Source organism: Variovorax sp. FW305-3-2-15-B-LB1 (assembly GCF_058787635.1).
In genome coordinates, this window is sequence record NZ_JBYSZY010000014.1 from 21,630 (window position 1) to 37,779 (window position 16,150).

General features: G+C 68.8%; 15 protein-coding genes. 4 read left to right on the forward strand and 11 right to left on the reverse strand.

Going from position 1 to position 16,150, the window contains the following annotated elements; genetic code table 11:
* Positions 1-5: 5 nt before the first annotated feature.
* From AC3WQR_RS11285 to AC3WQR_RS11300, 4 genes are all read right to left on the reverse strand, one after another.
* The gene (locus AC3WQR_RS11285) at positions 6-1,046 is read right to left on the reverse strand and encodes a TRAP transporter substrate-binding protein (RefSeq protein ID WP_492742078.1); all 1,041 of its coding nucleotides are present in this window, start codon (positions 1,044-1,046) and stop codon (positions 6-8) included.
* A gap of 55 nt (positions 1,047-1,101) precedes the next feature.
* Positions 1,102-2,409: a TRAP transporter large permease gene (locus AC3WQR_RS11290; RefSeq protein WP_492742079.1), complete on the reverse strand. Its 1,308-nt coding sequence runs from the start codon at positions 2,407-2,409 to the stop codon at positions 1,102-1,104.
* Complete coding sequence (locus AC3WQR_RS11295) at positions 2,406-3,062, reverse strand: TRAP transporter small permease subunit (protein WP_307635772.1); 657 nt, start codon at positions 3,060-3,062, stop codon at positions 2,406-2,408. Before AC3WQR_RS11295 ends, AC3WQR_RS11290 begins: the two co-directional genes overlap by 4 nt.
* A 148-nt stretch (positions 3,063-3,210) precedes the next feature.
* Entirely contained in the window at positions 3,211-4,038 is an 828-nt protein-coding gene (locus AC3WQR_RS11300; RefSeq protein ID WP_159271724.1) for an IclR family transcriptional regulator, read from the reverse strand.
* A gap of 252 nt (positions 4,039-4,290) precedes the next feature.
* Between AC3WQR_RS11300 and AC3WQR_RS11305 the strand changes: the two genes are divergently transcribed.
* Entirely contained in the window at positions 4,291-7,320 is a 3,030-nt protein-coding gene (locus AC3WQR_RS11305; protein WP_492742080.1) for a hybrid sensor histidine kinase/response regulator, read from the forward strand.
* A gap of 311 nt (positions 7,321-7,631) precedes the next feature.
* Positions 7,632-8,339: a response regulator gene (locus AC3WQR_RS11310; RefSeq protein WP_062470253.1), complete on the forward strand. Its 708-nt coding sequence runs from the start codon at positions 7,632-7,634 to the stop codon at positions 8,337-8,339.
* 13 nt (positions 8,340-8,352) lie between these two features.
* Here AC3WQR_RS11310 and AC3WQR_RS11315 read toward each other — a convergent pair whose 3' ends face one another.
* The 3 genes from AC3WQR_RS11315 to AC3WQR_RS11325 form a co-directional block, all read right to left on the reverse strand.
* Positions 8,353-9,030, reverse strand: a complete 678-nt coding sequence (locus AC3WQR_RS11315; RefSeq protein ID WP_070060780.1) for a response regulator — start codon at positions 9,028-9,030, stop codon at positions 8,353-8,355.
* 121 nt (positions 9,031-9,151) lie between these two features.
* Entirely contained in the window at positions 9,152-9,316 is a 165-nt protein-coding gene (locus tag AC3WQR_RS11320; protein ID WP_492742081.1) for a hypothetical protein, read from the reverse strand.
* A 520-nt stretch (positions 9,317-9,836) separates the two neighbouring features.
* On the reverse strand, positions 9,837-11,165 hold the full coding sequence (locus AC3WQR_RS11325) for an EAL domain-containing response regulator (RefSeq protein WP_492742082.1): 1,329 nt from the start codon (positions 11,163-11,165) through the stop codon (positions 9,837-9,839).
* Positions 11,166-11,393: 228 nt separating this feature from the next.
* Here AC3WQR_RS11325 and AC3WQR_RS11330 point away from each other — a divergent pair, with 228 nt between their 5' ends.
* Positions 11,394-11,759, forward strand: a complete 366-nt coding sequence (locus AC3WQR_RS11330; RefSeq protein ID WP_070060782.1) for a hypothetical protein — start codon at positions 11,394-11,396, stop codon at positions 11,757-11,759.
* 103 nt (positions 11,760-11,862) lie between these two features.
* The gene (locus tag AC3WQR_RS11335) at positions 11,863-12,252 is read left to right on the forward strand and encodes a response regulator (protein ID WP_070060783.1); all 390 of its coding nucleotides are present in this window, start codon (positions 11,863-11,865) and stop codon (positions 12,250-12,252) included.
* A 104-nt stretch (positions 12,253-12,356) separates the two neighbouring features.
* Here AC3WQR_RS11335 and AC3WQR_RS11340 read toward each other — a convergent pair whose 3' ends face one another.
* From AC3WQR_RS11340 to AC3WQR_RS11355, 4 genes are all read right to left on the reverse strand, one after another.
* Positions 12,357-13,565 (reverse strand): branched-chain amino acid ABC transporter substrate-binding protein, encoded by a 1,209-nt coding sequence (locus AC3WQR_RS11340; protein ID WP_492742083.1) that lies wholly within the window; start codon positions 13,563-13,565, stop codon positions 12,357-12,359.
* Between the two features lie 136 nt (positions 13,566-13,701).
* Positions 13,702-14,130, reverse strand: coding sequence for a hypothetical protein (locus tag AC3WQR_RS11345; RefSeq protein ID WP_139701649.1), 429 nt, complete (start codon positions 14,128-14,130; stop codon positions 13,702-13,704).
* Positions 14,130-14,573 carry a DNA polymerase III subunit chi gene (locus tag AC3WQR_RS11350; protein WP_492742084.1) on the reverse strand — a complete coding sequence of 148 codons (444 nt, stop codon included), beginning with the start codon at positions 14,571-14,573 and terminating at the stop codon, positions 14,130-14,132. The genes AC3WQR_RS11345 and AC3WQR_RS11350 overlap by 1 nt, the downstream gene beginning before the upstream one ends.
* Positions 14,570-16,129 carry a leucyl aminopeptidase gene (locus AC3WQR_RS11355; RefSeq protein ID WP_492742085.1) on the reverse strand — a complete coding sequence of 520 codons (1,560 nt, stop codon included), beginning with the start codon at positions 16,127-16,129 and terminating at the stop codon, positions 14,570-14,572. Before AC3WQR_RS11355 ends, AC3WQR_RS11350 begins: the two co-directional genes overlap by 4 nt.
* Positions 16,130-16,150: the final 21 nt, after the last annotated feature.

A 16,150-nucleotide genomic window follows, 5' to 3' on the forward strand; every position in this document is an offset into this window, starting at 1 on the left:
CCGGGCTACTTGAGACCGACCACCGGGCCGACGACCTGCTTCCAGGTGGCCGAGCACTTGTCGTAGGACTTGTCGCAGAGTTCGCTCCAGATCGGCAGCGACACCGTGGTCAGCGCGTCGCGGATCATCTGCTGGTCGCCCGGCTTCACCGGCACGTCCTTCATCGCGAACTTCTTGACGGTCTTGCACGGCTCCTTGCCGACATTGCAGCGCGAGGCATCGTCGAACAGTTCCTTCGAATAGCCCCACACCTCGGTCTCGAACTTGCGGAAGGCCTCGGTGAGCTTCACCTTCTGGTCGGCGCTCAGCGCGTTCCACTTCTGCAGGTTGATCGCGTACGCGTTGAGCGCGATCTGGAAGCCGATCGGCATGAAGTGCGTGGTGACCTCGGGCCAGCCGGCCGAGTTGGCCGAGCTCGGGCCGGTGATGGCGCAGTCGGTCACGCCGCGCTCCAGCGCCTGCTGCGTCTCACCGAAGGGAATGGTCACCGGGATGCCGCCGAGCTTCTCGATGAACTTGGCGAGCGACTGGTCGTACACGCGCACCTTCTTGCCTTTCAGGTCGGCCAGGCCGCCGATCGCCACCTTGCAGAACACCACCTGCGGGCCAAAGGGATAGATGCCCAGCAGCTTGCCGCCGTGGCGCTCCTGCAGCCGCTTGTCGAAGGCCTCACGGTAGGCATCGACCACCTTGCGCGCCACCTCGTAGTCGGTCGACAGACCCACGATGTCGGGGCCGAGGAAGAAGGGCTCGTCGCGCGACACCTGTGCCAGGCGCAGAGTGACGATGTCGAACAGACCCGACTTCAGCACGCGCAGGCCGTCGGCGTCCTTCACGCCCAGCACGTCCATCGGCTTGTAGTCGGCGTCGATGGCCAGCCCCGTGTTCTTCGCGAAGTTCTCGAAGAAGGGCTGCTCCTTGGTCTGCTGGATCAGCCCGGTGGCCACCAGGTTGCCGGCCACGCGCAGGCGGGCGTTGTCCGCCTGCGCCGGCAGTGCCAGCGCGAGGGTCGCTGCGATCAGCGGGAGAACGAATTTCAGTTGCATGCCTGACTCCTTGAAAGGTTGAAAGGTGATTCGAGAGCGGGAGAAAAAAGTACCGTCACTTGCCGAACAGCAGGTTCGGCAGGTAGGTCGCGATCCAGGGGTTGTGGATCAGGATCGCGGTCATCACGACCATGGCGACGAAGAAGGGCAAGGTGCCCTGGAACACGTCGTTGATCGAGCCTTCGCCACGCACGCCCTGGATCACGTAGAGCGTCATGCCGATCGGCGGGCTGATCAGCGAGATCTCGCACATCAGCACCATGAAGACGCCGAAGAACACGGGGTCGATGCCCGCGGCCTGCACGATGGGGAACACCACCGGCAGCGTGCCGACCAGCATCGGCATGGTCTCCAGCGCGATGCCGAGCACCAGGTACAGCGCTGCCAGCATCCACAGCAGCATGATGGGCGACACGTCGGCCGACTTGATGAGGCTGGCCAGCGCCTGCGGCACGCCCAGCATCGAGAGCACGAAGTTCAGGTACAGCGCCGCCACCAGGATCAGCGCCGTCATCGCGGTGAGCCGCATGGTCGAGCGGAAGCACTCGTGCAGCATCGAAACGTTCAGCTTGCGGTAGCCCGTAGCAATAGGCAGGCAGACGATCACGCCCAGCGCCGCGCTTTCGGTGACGGTGGCCCAGCCCGTGTAGATGCCGCCCATCACCACCGCGAACACGGCCAGCGGGCCCAGCAGGTGCACCGAGTGGCGCAGCTTCTCCGCCAGCGCGGTGCGGCCCTCGCGGATGCCCGCCACCGACGGGCGCCAGACGCAGATCGCCAGGATCGTGAGCAGGAACAGCACCGTCATGATCGCGCCGGGCAGGATGCCGGCCATGTACAGCCGCGCCGCCGAGGTGTTGGTCATCGAGCCGTAGATGATGAAAGCCACCCCGGGCGGAATCAGGTTGCCCAGGCTGGCGCCGGCGGCGATGGTGCCCAGCACCATGCGCTGGTCGTAGTTGCGGTTCTTGAAGGCGGGCAGCGCCACGGTCGAGATCGTTGCCGCGGTCGCCACCGACGAGCCCGACACCGCGGAGAACAGCGCCGAGGCACCGATGTTGGTGTGCAGCAGCCCGCCCGGCATGCGGTTGAGCCACTGGCCCAGCGACTGGTACATCTTGTCGGTGGCGCCGCCGCGCATCAGGATCTCGCCCAGCAGGATGTACAGCGGGATCGACAGCAGCAGGTAGTCTTCGCCGGCGGCCCAGAGCTGCTCGCCGACGGCGTTGATGGCGGGCATGCCGAAGTGGATCAGCGACCCGAGCAGGCCGACGACCAGCATCGTGGTCGCGACATGGAAGCCCAGGAACATCAGGCCCAGCATGATGGCCAGGCCGGCCAGGATTTCGAGCGGCCCGATCACGAGGCGACTCCGGTGGCGTTGGCCACGGTGGCGGCAGCATGTTCGGCCGGCGGCTGCGCCGGACTCTTGATCTGGACCTCGGTCTCGGCCTCGATCTCTTCCTCGAGCGTCTGCGGCCCGAAGCGCTCGTTGAGCTCGCCCGTGCGGCGTCGCACGAACAGGCGCAGCGCATCGAAGGCCGCCCAGGCCGCGACCAGCGCGAACATCAGGTAGCCGCCGAGCCAGATCGATTGCGGAATCCACATCGGCGTGGCGAGCGGCGTGGCGGCCGTGCTTTGCAGCTCGATGCTCTCGACCACGACGTTGTAGCCGCGCCAGAGGCACAGCACCGCCAGCGCCGCGAGGCTCACCATCGCGAGCATGTTGAGCAGCGCGCGCGTGCCGACCGAGAAGCGCGACAGCAGGAAGTCGACCCGCGTGTGGCTGCGCGTGATCAGCGTGTAGGCGAAGCCGAAGGCGCCGACGATGCCGTAGGTGTACGAGCCGATCTCGTCGATGCCCTGCAGGCTGAACGAGAACACCTTGCGGCCGAGCATTTCGACGCAGGTCATGACGGACAGCGCGATCAGCCACCAGCCGCAGGCGATCACGGTCCAGTCGCAAACCCGCGTCAGCGTTCGGCTGATGCCGTGCTGTGGAAGCAATGTTTTCATGGTTTTGTGCAAGGAGGTACGGTTGAAGGGCAAGCCATTGGAGCGCGCGCCGCACGCGCGCAGCGGACTATCCCGCTGCTCGGGACGGTCGGAAAAACGGCTTAGGAATCAAGCACTTGGCGCGCTGCGCCAGTGGAATGCGCGCGCCTCAGCGGGCGCGCCCGCCGTAGGCGGCGGTGATCTCGTCGGCGGCGGCGCGCACGGTGGCGCCCAGGTGCGGGAAGTCGGTGCTCTTGATGCGCTGCGTCGGGCCGACCAGCGAGATCGCCCCGAAGGGCTGGCCGTGCTCGTCGCGGATGGCGGCGGCAATGCAGCGCAGGCCGACGGCGTTCTGCTCGTCGTCGATCGCATGGCCCGCGCGGCGCACTTCGCCCAGCGTTTCGTGCAGCCGCGAGGCGCGCGCGATCGTGTTGTTGGTGAGCTTGGGCAGGCCGTAGGTGCGCAGGTACTGCAGCACGTCGTCTTCCGACATCGCCGCCAGGATCGCCTGCCCCATCGCGGTGCCATGCAGCGGCGCACGGAAGCCCGGCTTGCCGATGGCGCGCATGAGTTCGCGGCTCTCGACCTGCGTGACGAACACGATGTCGCCCAGGTCGGCGATGCCCAGGTTGATGCTCTCGCCCGTGCTGTCGCGCAGCCGGCGCATCACCGGCAGCGCCAGGTGCGCGATGCGGCGGCGGCGCCCGAAGGCGGCGCCCACCGAGAAGCAGCGCACGCCCACGTACCAGAGGTTCGTCTCGCGATCGAACTGCACGAAGCGCCGCTGCTCGAGCGTGGTGAGCAGCCGGTGCGCGGTAGACGACGACAGGCCCGTGTGCGCCGCGATGTCGACCAGCCGGAAGCCTTCGTCGTCTTCAGCCAGAAGTTCGAGCAGCTGCATGGCGCGCGTGAGCGACTGCACGGTGCTGTCGTTGTCGCGGTCGATGCGGGTGACCTTGGGGGCCTTGGCGGAGGTGCGCGGCGAGCTGGCTGTCATGGCGTGCCTTGTGCAAATTGCGTGCCATCCGGCCTGCCCGTCCGGCTCGCGATCTGGCCGCCGATGGTCTGCGACAAACGTTCTGTCAACCACGGTGTTTGCACCAATGTCGACATTTCTTGATACAGCGATCACCCGATGCGCCCCGCATGCGTGCATCGCGCTCGCTCCCACGGTGCGCCCGCGCGCGCGGCAGTGCCCTACCATCGCGGGCATCTTCTTCCCGCCCGCACCGGTCACACGGATGCCATGATGCCCAGCGATCTCCCGCGTTTCTTCGGCTTCGGCGCTTCGCGCGCCACCCCACGCGGTGTGATCAGCCTGCTGAACCGCTACCAGCGCGCGCTGCTGTACGTGGGCGGCGCCGTCACCTCGCTCGTGCTGCTGGCCGCCACCGGCGTGATGCTCTCGTCGCAGGTGCGCGACTACGTCGCCGAGCGGCAGGCCGAGTTCAATGCGCGCAAGGCGCTGCTTCACCTCGAACTCTTCGTGCGCCAGGGCTCGGCGCGGATCAACATCTTTCACGAGGAAGGCGCCTGGGAGCGGCGCGCACGCGCGCCGCAGTCGCTGGTCGACGCCTTCGCCGCGCACGAGGGCCGGCTGGTGCTGCCCAGCAACAAGGACTTCCCGCCGATGCTGCTGCTGGGCGACCTCTCGGCGCAGCGCCCGGCCGACAGCTTCGCGCAGTACCTCGGGCTGGCCGAAGAGGTCGGCTACCGCTCGGCGGCCTACACGAAGACGCTGACGCTGCACTCCAGCTACTTCTACGCGCCCGACCTGCGCTTCCTGGCCGTGGTGCCGGCCCCCGCCGCGGCCGACCTGTTCGAACGCCACGGCGCGCGCAGCACCGAAGACCTGCTCCAGCGCATCGCGCCGCCCGAGCTCGGCGACCTGAGCGACCCGGCCGTCGTCGCCCGCCTGCGCGACAGCGGCACGGCCGTGTGGCTGCCGCCGGCCGTGAGCCCCTTCACCGGCGAGACGGTGCTGCGGCTGGCGCAGCCCGGCTTCCACGACGGCAAGCCCTTCGTCGTGCTGGTGAACGACTACCCGCTGGACATCATCACCGCGCACCTGTCGAACGAGCGCCACGACGAGGCCTCGATGTTCGTGGACCCGTCAGGCCGGGTGATCGCCGAGACGCACGGCCCCAGCGGCACCGAGGGCCTGCAGGCGCGCGCGCTGCAGCTCTCGCAGCCATCGCTGGCCGCGAACGGCGCCACGCTGCAGTACCGCGATGGCCTCTTCACGCTGCGCGCTCCGATCGCCGACGCCAACTGGACCTACCTCTACGCCTTTTCGTGGCGCACCATCGCGTCCGAGCTGGGCCTGCGGCTGGCGCTCTACGCGGGCGCCATGCTGCTGCTCATCGCCTTCGTCTGGGCCGCGCTGCTCTTGCTCGATCGCAAGGTGTTCCGGCCTGGCTATGCGCGCTCCCAGCGCATCGTGGAGAGCGAGAACCTCAACCGCACCATGGTCGCGACCACGCCCTCGGGCCTGGCGCTGCTGCGCTACCCCTCGGGCGAGGTGCTGCTGCAGAACCAGGTGATGCAGGCCTGCACCGACAACGCGCGGCCCGAAGACCCGCCCCTGCCGCAGCGCCTGCTGCGCCTGTACGACGACGCCCCCGGCGCTCCCGAATGGCTGCCCGACCTGGAACTGCCCGTGACGCTGGCCAGCGGCGAAGTCACCGAGCTGCTCGTGAGCGTGGTGCGCACCAAGTACCAGGGCAGCGACGTGCTGCTGTGCAACTTCTCCGACATCACGACGCGCAAGAACGCCGAGCGTGCACTGGAAAGCGCGCGCGAAGCCGCGCACCAGGCCAATCATGCGAAGTCGGCCTTCCTGGCCATGATGAGCCACGAGATACGCACGCCGCTGAACGCGATCATGGGCAACCTCGAGCTGCTGCAGCGCTCACCGCTGTCGGCCGCGCAGAACGAGCGGCTCGGCGCCGTGACGTCGTCGTCGACCGCGCTGCTGGGCATCATCAACGACATCCTCGACTTCTCGAAGATCGAGTCGGACCAGATGCGGCTGGAGTCGATCCGCTTCGACCTCGCGGACACGGCGCGGCAGGTGATCGCCGTCTTCACGCCGCTGGCGCAGGCCAAGCGCCTGGCGCTCGATTGCGTGATCGACGACGCCCTCGCCCCGCACCACCTCGGCGACCCGACGCGCCTGCGCCAGCTGCTCATGAACCTGCTGAGCAACGCCATCAAGTTCACCGACACCGGCGACGTGCTGCTCGAGGTCTACCTGAAGGACGACGCCGACCCCGCCTCGCCGGTGGTGATTGGCGTGAGCGACACCGGCATCGGCATGACGGCGGCGCAGCAGAAGGCGTTGTTCGAGCCCTTCACGCAGGCCGACAGCAGCATCGCGCGCCGCTTCGGCGGCACCGGCCTGGGGCTGGCGCTGTGCCGCCGGCTGGCCGGGCTCATGGATGGCGACATCCAGGTGGTGAGCTCGCCGGGCAAGGGCAGCACCTTCCTGGTCACGCTGCCGCTGCCGGCCGCGCCCGCCCTGCCCCCACGCGCGCCCGCACCGCCGGCCACGGGCGCCGACACGGCCGCGCCGACGGCCCACATCCTCGTGGTGGATGACCATCCAGCCAACCGCGAGCTGGTGAAGATGCAGCTCGAGGCGCTGGGCTACACCTCCGACCAGGCCTCGGGCGGCCTGCAAGCGCTCGACCTGTTCGCCCGGCGGCGGCACGACCTCATCATCACCGACATCAACATGCCGGGCATGGACGGCTACACGCTGGCACGCGCACTGCGCGCGCAGGGCTCGCGCGTGCCCATCGTGGCGCTCACGGCCGACGTCGCGGTGCGCGAACGCGAGCGCTGCGAATCGGCAGGCATCGACACCGCGCTGATCAAGCCCATCCTGCTCGACACGCTCGACCAGACCGTGCGGCAGCTGACCCTGCGCGACCCCGACGCCGCGCCATCGGCCGTCGCCCGGCGGCAGGACATCGCGCAAGGCACCCTGCCCGCGTCGGTGCACCGGCCGCTCGCGCAGTCGCTGGCCGATACCGCGGCGGCCATCCGCGCGGCGCTGGACGCCGGCGACAGCGCCGCGCTCGGCGCCGGGCTGCACTCGCTGCGCGGCGCCTTCGCGCTGATCCACGAAGCCGGGCTCGCCGCCGATTGCGTCGCGATGGAAACGCAGCTGCATGACGCAGACCTGCCCGCGCTGGCGCAGGCCTTCGAACGCTTCGAACCGGCGGCGCGCGCCGCGCTCGCACGCCGGGCGCCCGAGGGCGCGGCCGCGGCCTGAAGCCGCCCGGGTCCGAACCCGTTTTCGGACCCGATCCGATCCGCCGGCGCCCCCGGTCCTAGCCCTTCGGGCCCCGCGTCTTACAAATTAGGACGGGTCCTATGCATTGGCGGCCCGCTATCGGATCAGGCCGCTTAACGCAGGACCGACGTCCTCCTAAAGTCCAGTCATCCCCTGCTGGCACCGCCCGAGGCACCCGCCACCGGCCCCTTTTTCAGACGTCCCCGACGCCGGGGGCTGGGCGTTCGACAGCAGCCCTTCCTGCACGCGGCGCGCGCAGGTCCGATCCCTCTGTGTTCCACAGGTCCGCCATGAAGCCGTTCAATCTCCGCGTCCTGATCGCGGACGACCATCCCGCCGTTCGCATCGGCATCGAGAGCACGCTGCGCGAAAGCCAGGCGGTCACCGTCGTGGGCGCCGCGCGCGACTCCACCGAGATGATGGAGATGCTCAAGCAGCACGACTGCCAGATCCTGGTGTCCGACTACGCCATGCCCGGCGGCCTGCACGGCGACGGCATCGCGCTGTTCGCGCTGGTGCGCCAGCGCTACCCGCGGCTGAAGATCGTGGTGATGACCATGCTGGACAACCCCGGCATCATCCATTCGCTGCTGGACATCGGCGTGCCCTGCATCCTGAACAAGGCCGACTCGGTGAGCCACCTGCTGCCGGCCGTGCATGCGGCCTACGCGAGCGGACGCTACCTGTCGCCCAGCATGGCGGAGATCGCCGCGCGCACCGCGCCGCACCGCACCGACACCCAGCCACACGCCATGCTCTCCAAGCGCGAGCTCGAGGTGGTGCGCATGTTCGTGTCAGGCCTCACGGTGACGGAGATTGCCGAGCGGCTGCACCGCAGCAAGAAGACCATCAGCACGCAGAAGGGCTCGGCCATGGCCAAGCTCGGCATCCTGCGCGACATGGACCTCGTGCGCTACGGCATGGAGACGGGGCTCATGAGCACCTCGGCGGCCCCGCCGCCGCCACCGCCGGGCCTGCCGGCGTTGCCCTGGCCCTGAGGCCACATGCGGGTCAGCCTTGCGGCGCGCCCGTCACCGTGGCCGTCAGGCCGTTTTCGAGCGCGTAGCGCAGCAGGTCAACATCGCGCTCGATGCCCAGCTTTTCCATCGCCTTGGTCTTTTGCGTGCTGATGGTCTTCTTGCTGCGATGCAGCTGCTCGGCGATCTCGTTGATCGTGAGCCCCGACGCATACAGCCGCACCACCTCCGACTCGCGCTGGCTCAGCACGCCCGCGGCGTTGCGGCTGCGCACCTCCCAGTCGATGGAGCGCACCACCGCGTCCATGGTCGGCGAGTAGTACGTGCCGCCGGTGCGGGCGGCGTGGATGGCGGGAATGAGGTGCGCCACCGCATCCGATTTGCTCACGATGCAGCGGATGCCGCTGGACACCAGCGAGTGCAGCACCGCCGGGTTGTCGAGCATGGTCATCACCACGATCTGCGTGTCGGGAAAGCGCCGCTTTACCAGCTTGAACAGCGGCACGCCGTCGCCGAACTCGCCGGCCGGCATCGCGTAGTCGGACACCAGCACGTCGCAGGGCGTGGTCTCCAGCAGCGCCATGAGCCCGGTCGAGTTGGCCGCCTCGCCCACCAGCGTGAGGGTCTCGACCGACGCCAGCTCGTGCCGGACCCCGGCCAGCATGCCGGGATGGTCGTCGGCCAGAACGACGCGGATTTCGAAGCGGTCCATTGCCATTGTTTTTTCCCTTTCGCTTGCCGGCGTGGCCGGCGGACGAGGGTCCGGGCGCTGCGCCGGGGCATCTTACCCGCCGGTCTTGCGCGGGCGGGGACGCGGCGCGCAGGTGAACGGCTCAGGCCGTTTCGGTGGGCGGCGCCGCGGCAGCGGGCTGCGAAGCGCGCGCGCCCGAGGCCGACAGCATGTCGCCCGGGAAGGCCTGCGCGATGGCCTGGAGTGCTGCATGCGCGGCTTTCTTGCCGGCGTCGTCCGAGGTCCGGTAGGCGCGCAGCAGCGACACCTCCTCGCGGCTCGCTGCTCATCGTGCTGGCCGCGGGCCTCGTGCTGTACAACGCCGCCGCCAATGCGCTCGCGAACCTGCGCACCACGCTGGCCGCGCACAGCGCGCAGATGCAGCTCGACATCGAAGAAAAGCAGGCGGCGATGCGCCGCGGCGTGGTGAATGCCGAGCTGCTCTGGAACAGCCAGGCCCCGCCGGCCGCCGGCACGCTGGAGGCCTTCGTGCGCGACGGAGGCCAGGTGGTCCTGCAGGCCGGGGCGCAGCTGACACCCGCCATCGCAGCCGTCGACCCCGCCGGCACCCCTGACCTGCACGCGTTCGCGCCCTACCTGGGCATGCTCGAAATGCAGGCCTACAGCGTCACCGCCGTCGCACAGCTGCGCAATTCGCCGCTGGGCGCCTACGCCTACACCCCCGACCACCGCCTGCTCACGCTGATGCCCGCGCCCAAAGGCGGCCTGCAGGGCGTGCTGGCCCGCACCGGCCTGCCGGACACCGCCGCGCTCATCGCGCGTCTGAGCTACGACATCGGCGACCTCGCCGGCGACCCGGCGCTTGCCGCGCAGTGGCGCACGCAGCGGCGCGTCGCCTGGCAGCCGCCGGCGCCCGACCTGCTGGCACCGGGGGCATCGCCCTTCAAGCTGGTGCAGCCCGGTTTCGACATGCAGGGTCGTCCTTTCATGGTGTTCGTGAGCATTGGCGCGGCGTGCTGCGCGCCCTGCGTGAAGTGGCACCCGAGGCTGCGGGCCAGCGCGAGGTCGTGCTCGCCGTCGACGCCCTTCACGAGCAGTGTCGCGTGCTGTTCGCGCGCCATCGCGATCACGCTCGCCAGGATGTGGCGGGCATGCGGGTTCTCGCGCGCCTGTGCCAGCTGGCGTGCGTCGATCTGGAGCTCGCTGAACGGCACCTTGAACCAGCGGCTCAGGGTCGAGTCGCCCTGGCCGAAACGGTCGATGGCGCAGTGGAACCCGCGCAGCCGCAGGTGCGCGACCGCACCGGCCAGCACCTCGTTGCAGCGCGCGCCGCCGTCCTCGGCGATCTCCAGCACGAGCTGGTCGGCGGCCATGCCGGCGCGTTCGGCCTGCTCGGCCACGCCCTGCGCCCAGGACACCGAGGCGGCCACCGACGCGGGCACGCGCACGCCCAGGCGCAGGCCGTGGTCCTTGTGCATGTAGCCGAGCAGTTCGAAAGCGCACTCGAGCATGCGTTGCACCAGCGCGTCGTGCAGGCCGGCCTGCGCAATGGCGGGCAGGAAGTCGGCCGCGGACAGCCAGGTGTCGTCGGGCCGGTACCAGCCCGGCTGCAGCTCGGCGCCGCGCAGCACGCCCGTGCGCGCGCAGTGCCGAGGCTGGAAGTGGGCGGCGATCTGGCGCGTGGCCAGCGCCTCGCGCAGGACTGCTTCCGTGAACGCCGGTGCGCCGCCGCTCGCGGGCGGCGCACTGCCGCGCCGCAGCCCGGCCCGGTGGCGCCGTTCGCGCGCCATGGCCTGCGCCGCCGACGCCATCGTGACCATGGTGCGCGGCTTGGCGATGGCCGAAAGCACACGCGCGCCACGGGCCCTGGCATAGTCTTCTGCGGCCTGCAGGATGCGCGGCGGCTGGGCGCTCATGAGCACCAGCGCGGCGGGGCTGCCGGCCTCGACCACGGCATCGATCATCTGCAGGCCCGTGACTTCGGGCGTGTCGATGTCCACCACCAGCAGGTCGTGGCGCCGGTGCTGTACCGCCTCGACAAAGCCATGGCCGCTGCGCGTCACGTCCACGCGGGGAATGCCGGCGTGGCGCATGAAGGTGGCCAGCGCGAAGCCGGTGCGTTCGACCTGGTCGATCACGAGTGCGTTTCTGATCATGGCGAGCCTTGGCGGGGGAAGAGGATGTTCTGCATCTTCCCGGGGGCGGCAAGAATCCCCCATCGGCCCAGTCCGAAACTCGCGGCCGATTCCGTAGGACTTCGGCTGAACCCTGTTGCCCCGCAGCAACTGTTGCCAATCCTGAGCAAGGCCGCATCTGGCGGTACGATGCGCGGAATCGAATCGACCGACATTCCACCCCACTTCGCCTGCCGCAAAGGAGCCTCGATGGCCGGACCTTCCCCCACCTTGACGCGCGGCACCACCTCGCTGGACAAGACCCTGAAAAAGAGCGAACAGGTGGCCGCCGATGTGCAGCGCGCCTCGGACAACCTCGCCGTCGTGAGCACCGTGCTGGAACAGGAACTGCCGGACGAGGTCCAGGTCGGCGAGGTGGCGCAGGCCATCGAGCACACCAGCCAGCTCGAGGAAAAACTCGCCCAGTCGGCCGAGAAACTGGCCGAAGTGAATGCGGCGCTGAGCGAGGAAATCGAGAAGCGCCTCGAAGTGACCGCCGAGCGCGACGAGAGCCAGGCGCTGGCCGAGCAGCTCAAGGCGCGCATCCGCACCCAGGCGACGTCGGACAAGCGCTGATCGCCGTTGTTTCCGCACGGTTTGCGTGCGTCGTTCTCCCTTCTCCTACGCGGAGACCGCTTGCGTCACGCTACGCTATTGGTTCACACATCAAAACCGCGGCATGGCCCTCATCACGTTCCTCGTCGAGGACAACAAGACCATCAGGGACAACCTGGTCCCGGCCCTCGAGGACCTCGTCAACGGCCATGTCGTCGGCTATGCCGAAACCGAATCGGGCGCCCTCGCCTGGCTCGCCGCCCACCCCGATGCCTGGCAACTGCTCATCGTCGACCTGTTCCTCAAGGAAGGCTCCGGCCTGGGCGTGCTGTCGGGCTGCCGCGAGCGCGGCCCGCACCAGCGGGTCGTGGTGCTGAGCAACTACGTCACCCCCGACATCCGCACGCGCTGCCAGGCACTGGGCGCCGACGCAGTGTTCGACAAGTCGCGCGACCTGGACGCCTTCATCGAGTACTGCAACGCGGACCGCCCCTCGGGCATGGCCGCGCTCTGAAGGCAGGCCCGCGCAACGGCTGCGCGCACCCCTGAATTAAAAAAGGGCCCGAGGGCCCTTTTTTAATGGAACGACCCGGTGAAGGGTCGTTGGCTGCAATGCGATCAGCGCACCACGGCGATCTGCGTGCGCACGCCACCCTTGTAGGTGAAGAGCGTCAGCGCGCCGTTCTTGATGTCGCCCTTTTCGTCGAAGGCGATCGGGCCGGTCACGCCCTTGTATTGCACCTTGCCGACTTCAGCCAGGTACTTTTCCGGGTCGGACGAGCCGGCCTTGGCCATGGCTTCGGCCAGCACGTTGACCGCGTCGTACACGTACGGTGCGTAGATCTGCACTTCGACGCCGTTCTTGGTCTTGAACTTGGCCTTGAAGTCTTCCAGCGGCTGCTTGAAGTCGCCGTCGACACCGCCGGCTTCGGCGCAGACCACCATGTCTTCACCGATGGCGTCGCCTGCCAGCTTCGGCAGTTCGCCGGTGCACAGGCCGTCGCCGCCCATGAACTTGACGTTCAGGCCGAGCTGCTTGACCTGCTTGAGCATCGGGCCGCCCACGGCGTCCATGCCGCCGAAGAACAGCACGTCGGGCTTGGCAGCCTTCAGCTTGGTCAGGATGGCGTTGAAGTCGGTCGACTTGTCGGTCGTGAACTCGTGGCCCACGATGGTCGCGCCGGCGGCCTTGGCTGCCTTCTCGAACTCTTCGGCAACGCCCTGGCCATAGGCCGTGCGGTCGTCGATCACGGCGATGTTCTTGCCCTTGAGCGTTTCGACGGCGTACTTGCCGAGCGTGCCGCCCAGCTGCGTGTCGTCAGCCACCACGCGGAACGTGGTCTTGAAGCCCTGGCGGGTGTACTTGGGGTTGGTGGCCGACGGCGAGACCTGCGGAATGCCGGCGTCGCTGTACAGCTTGGAAGCGGGGATCGTGGTGCCCGAGTTCAGGTGACCGACGATGCCGTTGACCTTTTCATCGACCAGCTTCTGGGCGACGGCGGTGCCTTGCTTCGGATCGCCAGCGTCGTCTTCGGGAACCAGCACGAACTTGGCAACCTTGTCGCCGATCTTGAAGCCCTTTGCATTCAGGTCTTCGATGGCCATCTTGGCACCGAGCTCGTTGTCCTTGCCGAGGTGGGCAATGGGACCGCTGGTCGGGCCGACGTGGCCGATCTTGACGACCAGGGCATCAGCAGGAGGCGCAGCAGGGGCCGGGGCCGCAGCCGTGGGTGCCGGCGTCGCCGCAGGCGCGGCAGCTTCTTCCTTCTTGCCGCAAGCCACGAGCGTGAGTGCAGCCAGTGCGACCGCAGTCCATTTCAATTGCATGAGAACCTCCAGAACTTGGATGAAAAGATATAAAAACCGGTCGTTCGATCCGGGCGTTCAGACCTCGCAAGTTTCGCGCCGCAGACCAGCGGCACCCTCACGCCTTTCCGACCTGCGGCGCAGTTTAGCCGAGGATTTATGCGCCGGAAGTTGGCGTAGACCCTGTGTTTTCCCCTGTGTTTTCACAGAGTTCAGCGGCCATGGATTCGATGACGAGCGCACGCAGCACGGCCTCGATTTCGCCGCGCAGACGCGGCACCATTTCGTCGAGCTGATGCTGAACGGCAGCTGACACGGCGTCGCTCAATCGCTCCTCCAGCGACAGGTCGACGCGCTGCAGGACGCGGTGCAGCAATTGCTCTTCGAGGCTGACGATTTCGGCCGGCGTGAGCGACACCGACGGCGGCAACGCCACGGCGCTCGCAGGGTCCGGCGGCGGGGGCTGCGACACCGGCGCACCCGTGGGTCGCACCGTCTCGGCGACCGGCACGGGCTCGGCCGGGATCTCGAGCACGGTCGTCAGCGTCGGGACGAACCGGGGCGGCGTGCGCAGCGTGCTGGCCATCAGGAAGCGCTCCTTGCGAAATCGTGCGGCTGGATCGTGTAGCCCCGGTCGGCGTAGTGGCGCCAGCGGGTGCGGCCGACCTGCCGGTCGTTCGCCTCGTCGCTCACGATGTCGATCATGCGTTCGAAGCGCTCGAAGCCGGCCGGCACCTCGAGGCCGAGGTTGACCAGCATCTCGCGGTGCGGCAGCGAGGCCGCGTCCCCGCCTTCGACGCACAGGATGACGGGCGAGCGCGCCACCACATGGGCCGGCGCATCGGCGCGGCAGTGCGCGACGAAGTCGACCGGCGACAGCTGCCAGAGCGCGGCATCGACCGTGTCGAGCGCGCGCGCATCACCCACCACCACCACGCGCAGGCCGCGTGTGCTCACGGCCTTGCGAACCAGCCGGCAAGCGTAGGTGAGCTTGTCCGGCGCGTTGTAGTGAAAGCCGATGTCGGTCACTGCGCGGACCGGGCCTTTCGGGCCGGCTTGGCCGGGGCCTTGGGCGAAGCAGCCTTCTTCATGGGCTTGGCGGCCTTGCCGGCCTTCGGTGCGGCGGCAGCGGCGTTGCTGCTGCCCGCGCGGTTCGTCAGGTACGACACCAGCAGGCCGACGGGCCGGCCGGTCGAGCCCTTGGCCGCCCCGCTCTTCCAGGCCGTGCCTGCGATGTCCAGGTGCGCCCAGGCGTAGTCGGCCGTGAAGCGCTGCAAAAACTTGGCCGCGGTGATCGCTCCGCCGGCACGCCCGGCGATGTTGGCCACGTCGGCGAAGTTGCTCTTGAGGCCTTCGGCGTAGTCGTCGTCCAGCGGCAGGCGCCAGCAGCGGTCCTGCGAAGCCTCGCCGGCCGATTCGAGCGCGGAGGCCAGCGACTCGTCGCTCGCGAACAGGCCGCTGCGCACGCCGCCCAAAGCCACCACGCAGGCGCCCGTGAGCGTCGCGATGTCGATGACGGCAGCCGGGTCGAAGCGCTTGGCATACGTGAGCGCGTCGCACAGGATCAAACGGCCTTCGGCGTCGGTGTTCAGGATCTCGATGGTCTGCCCGCTCATGCTGGTGACCACGTCGCCGGGCTTGACCGCCTTGCCGTCGTTCATGTTCTCGCACGAGGGGATCAGGCCGACCACGTTGATCGCCGGCTGGATCGCGCCCAGCGCGCGGAAGGTGCCGAGCACGCTGGCGGCGCCGCACATGTCGAACTTCATCTCGTCCATCTCGGCCGCGGGCTTGAGCGAGACGCCGCCGGTGTCGAAGGTGATGCCCTTGCCGACGAGCACCACGGGTGCTTCGTCTTTCGCGCCGCCCTGGTAGCGCAGCACGATGAAGCGCAGCGGTTCGGCCGAGCCCTGGGCCACGGCGGCGAACGCGCCCATGCCGAGCTTCTCGACTTCCTTCGGGCCCAGCACTTCGCACTTGATGCGCGGCAGCTTCGCCAGCCCCTTGGCGGCTTCGGCCAGCAGCGTGGGCGTGGCGTGGTTGGCGGGACGGTTGCCCCATTCCTTGGCCAGTTCGATGCCGGCGACCGTGGCGCGGGCGTCGTCGAAGGCCTTGGCGACGGCGGGGCTGGCGGCCTCGGACACGCCCAGCGTCAGGTGGCGGATGCTGCGCGGCTCGGCCTTCGACTTGGTCGTGGTGTAGACATAGCTGGCATCGGCCGCGGCCGTGACGGCGGCGGCCACCGCGGCGGCGTCGGCCGGCTGCGCGAAGACGATCACGACGCGCTTGGGGCCGTGGGCCTTGGCGGCGGCAACCGCCGCGCTCACGGCGCTGCGCACCGAGGCGGCCTTGCCGTCGCCGATGGCGGCCAGCAGCACGCGCGAGGGCACCACGGTCTCGGGGCGGTACAGCGCGAGCAGCTTGCCGGCCTTGTCGGGCAGGTCGCCGGCCTTGCGGGCGCTGGCGGCGAGCACGGAAACGGGGTCTTTGGCGGTGGGGAGAGCGCTGCCGACGAGCACGATGAGGAGGTCGGATTTCTCGGCGGCGGCCTGGGCGACGGTGAGGGTCTTGAGTTGAAAGTCCATAATCCTTTTTTTCCTCGAACG

Excerpts from the sequence above, each read along its gene's own strand:
- AC3WQR_RS11295 (WP_307635772.1), bottom strand. The coding sequence starts at position 3,062 with ATGAAAACATTGCTTCCACAGCACGGCATCAGCCGAACGCTGACGCGG.
- AC3WQR_RS11305 (WP_492742080.1), top strand. The coding sequence starts at position 4,291 with ATGCCCAGCGATCTCCCGCGTTTCTTCGGCTTCGGCGCTTCGCGCGCC.
- AC3WQR_RS11340 (WP_492742083.1), bottom strand. The coding sequence starts at position 13,565 with ATGCAATTGAAATGGACTGCGGTCGCACTGGCTGCACTCACGCTCGTG.
- AC3WQR_RS11300 (WP_159271724.1), bottom strand. The coding sequence starts at position 4,038 with ATGACAGCCAGCTCGCCGCGCACCTCCGCCAAGGCCCCCAAGGTCACC.
- AC3WQR_RS11335 (WP_070060783.1), top strand. The coding sequence starts at position 11,863 with ATGGCCCTCATCACGTTCCTCGTCGAGGACAACAAGACCATCAGGGAC.
- AC3WQR_RS11310 (WP_062470253.1), top strand. The coding sequence starts at position 7,632 with ATGAAGCCGTTCAATCTCCGCGTCCTGATCGCGGACGACCATCCCGCC.
- AC3WQR_RS11345 (WP_139701649.1), bottom strand. The coding sequence starts at position 14,130 with ATGGCCAGCACGCTGCGCACGCCGCCCCGGTTCGTCCCGACGCTGACG.
- AC3WQR_RS11325 (WP_492742082.1), bottom strand. The coding sequence starts at position 11,165 with ATGATCAGAAACGCACTCGTGATCGACCAGGTCGAACGCACCGGCTTC.
- AC3WQR_RS11285 (WP_492742078.1), bottom strand. The coding sequence starts at position 1,046 with ATGCAACTGAAATTCGTTCTCCCGCTGATCGCAGCGACCCTCGCGCTG.
- AC3WQR_RS11315 (WP_070060780.1), bottom strand. The coding sequence starts at position 9,030 with ATGGACCGCTTCGAAATCCGCGTCGTTCTGGCCGACGACCATCCCGGC.
- AC3WQR_RS11355 (WP_492742085.1), bottom strand. The coding sequence starts at position 16,129 with ATGGACTTTCAACTCAAGACCCTCACCGTCGCCCAGGCCGCCGCCGAG.
- AC3WQR_RS11330 (WP_070060782.1), top strand. The coding sequence starts at position 11,394 with ATGGCCGGACCTTCCCCCACCTTGACGCGCGGCACCACCTCGCTGGAC.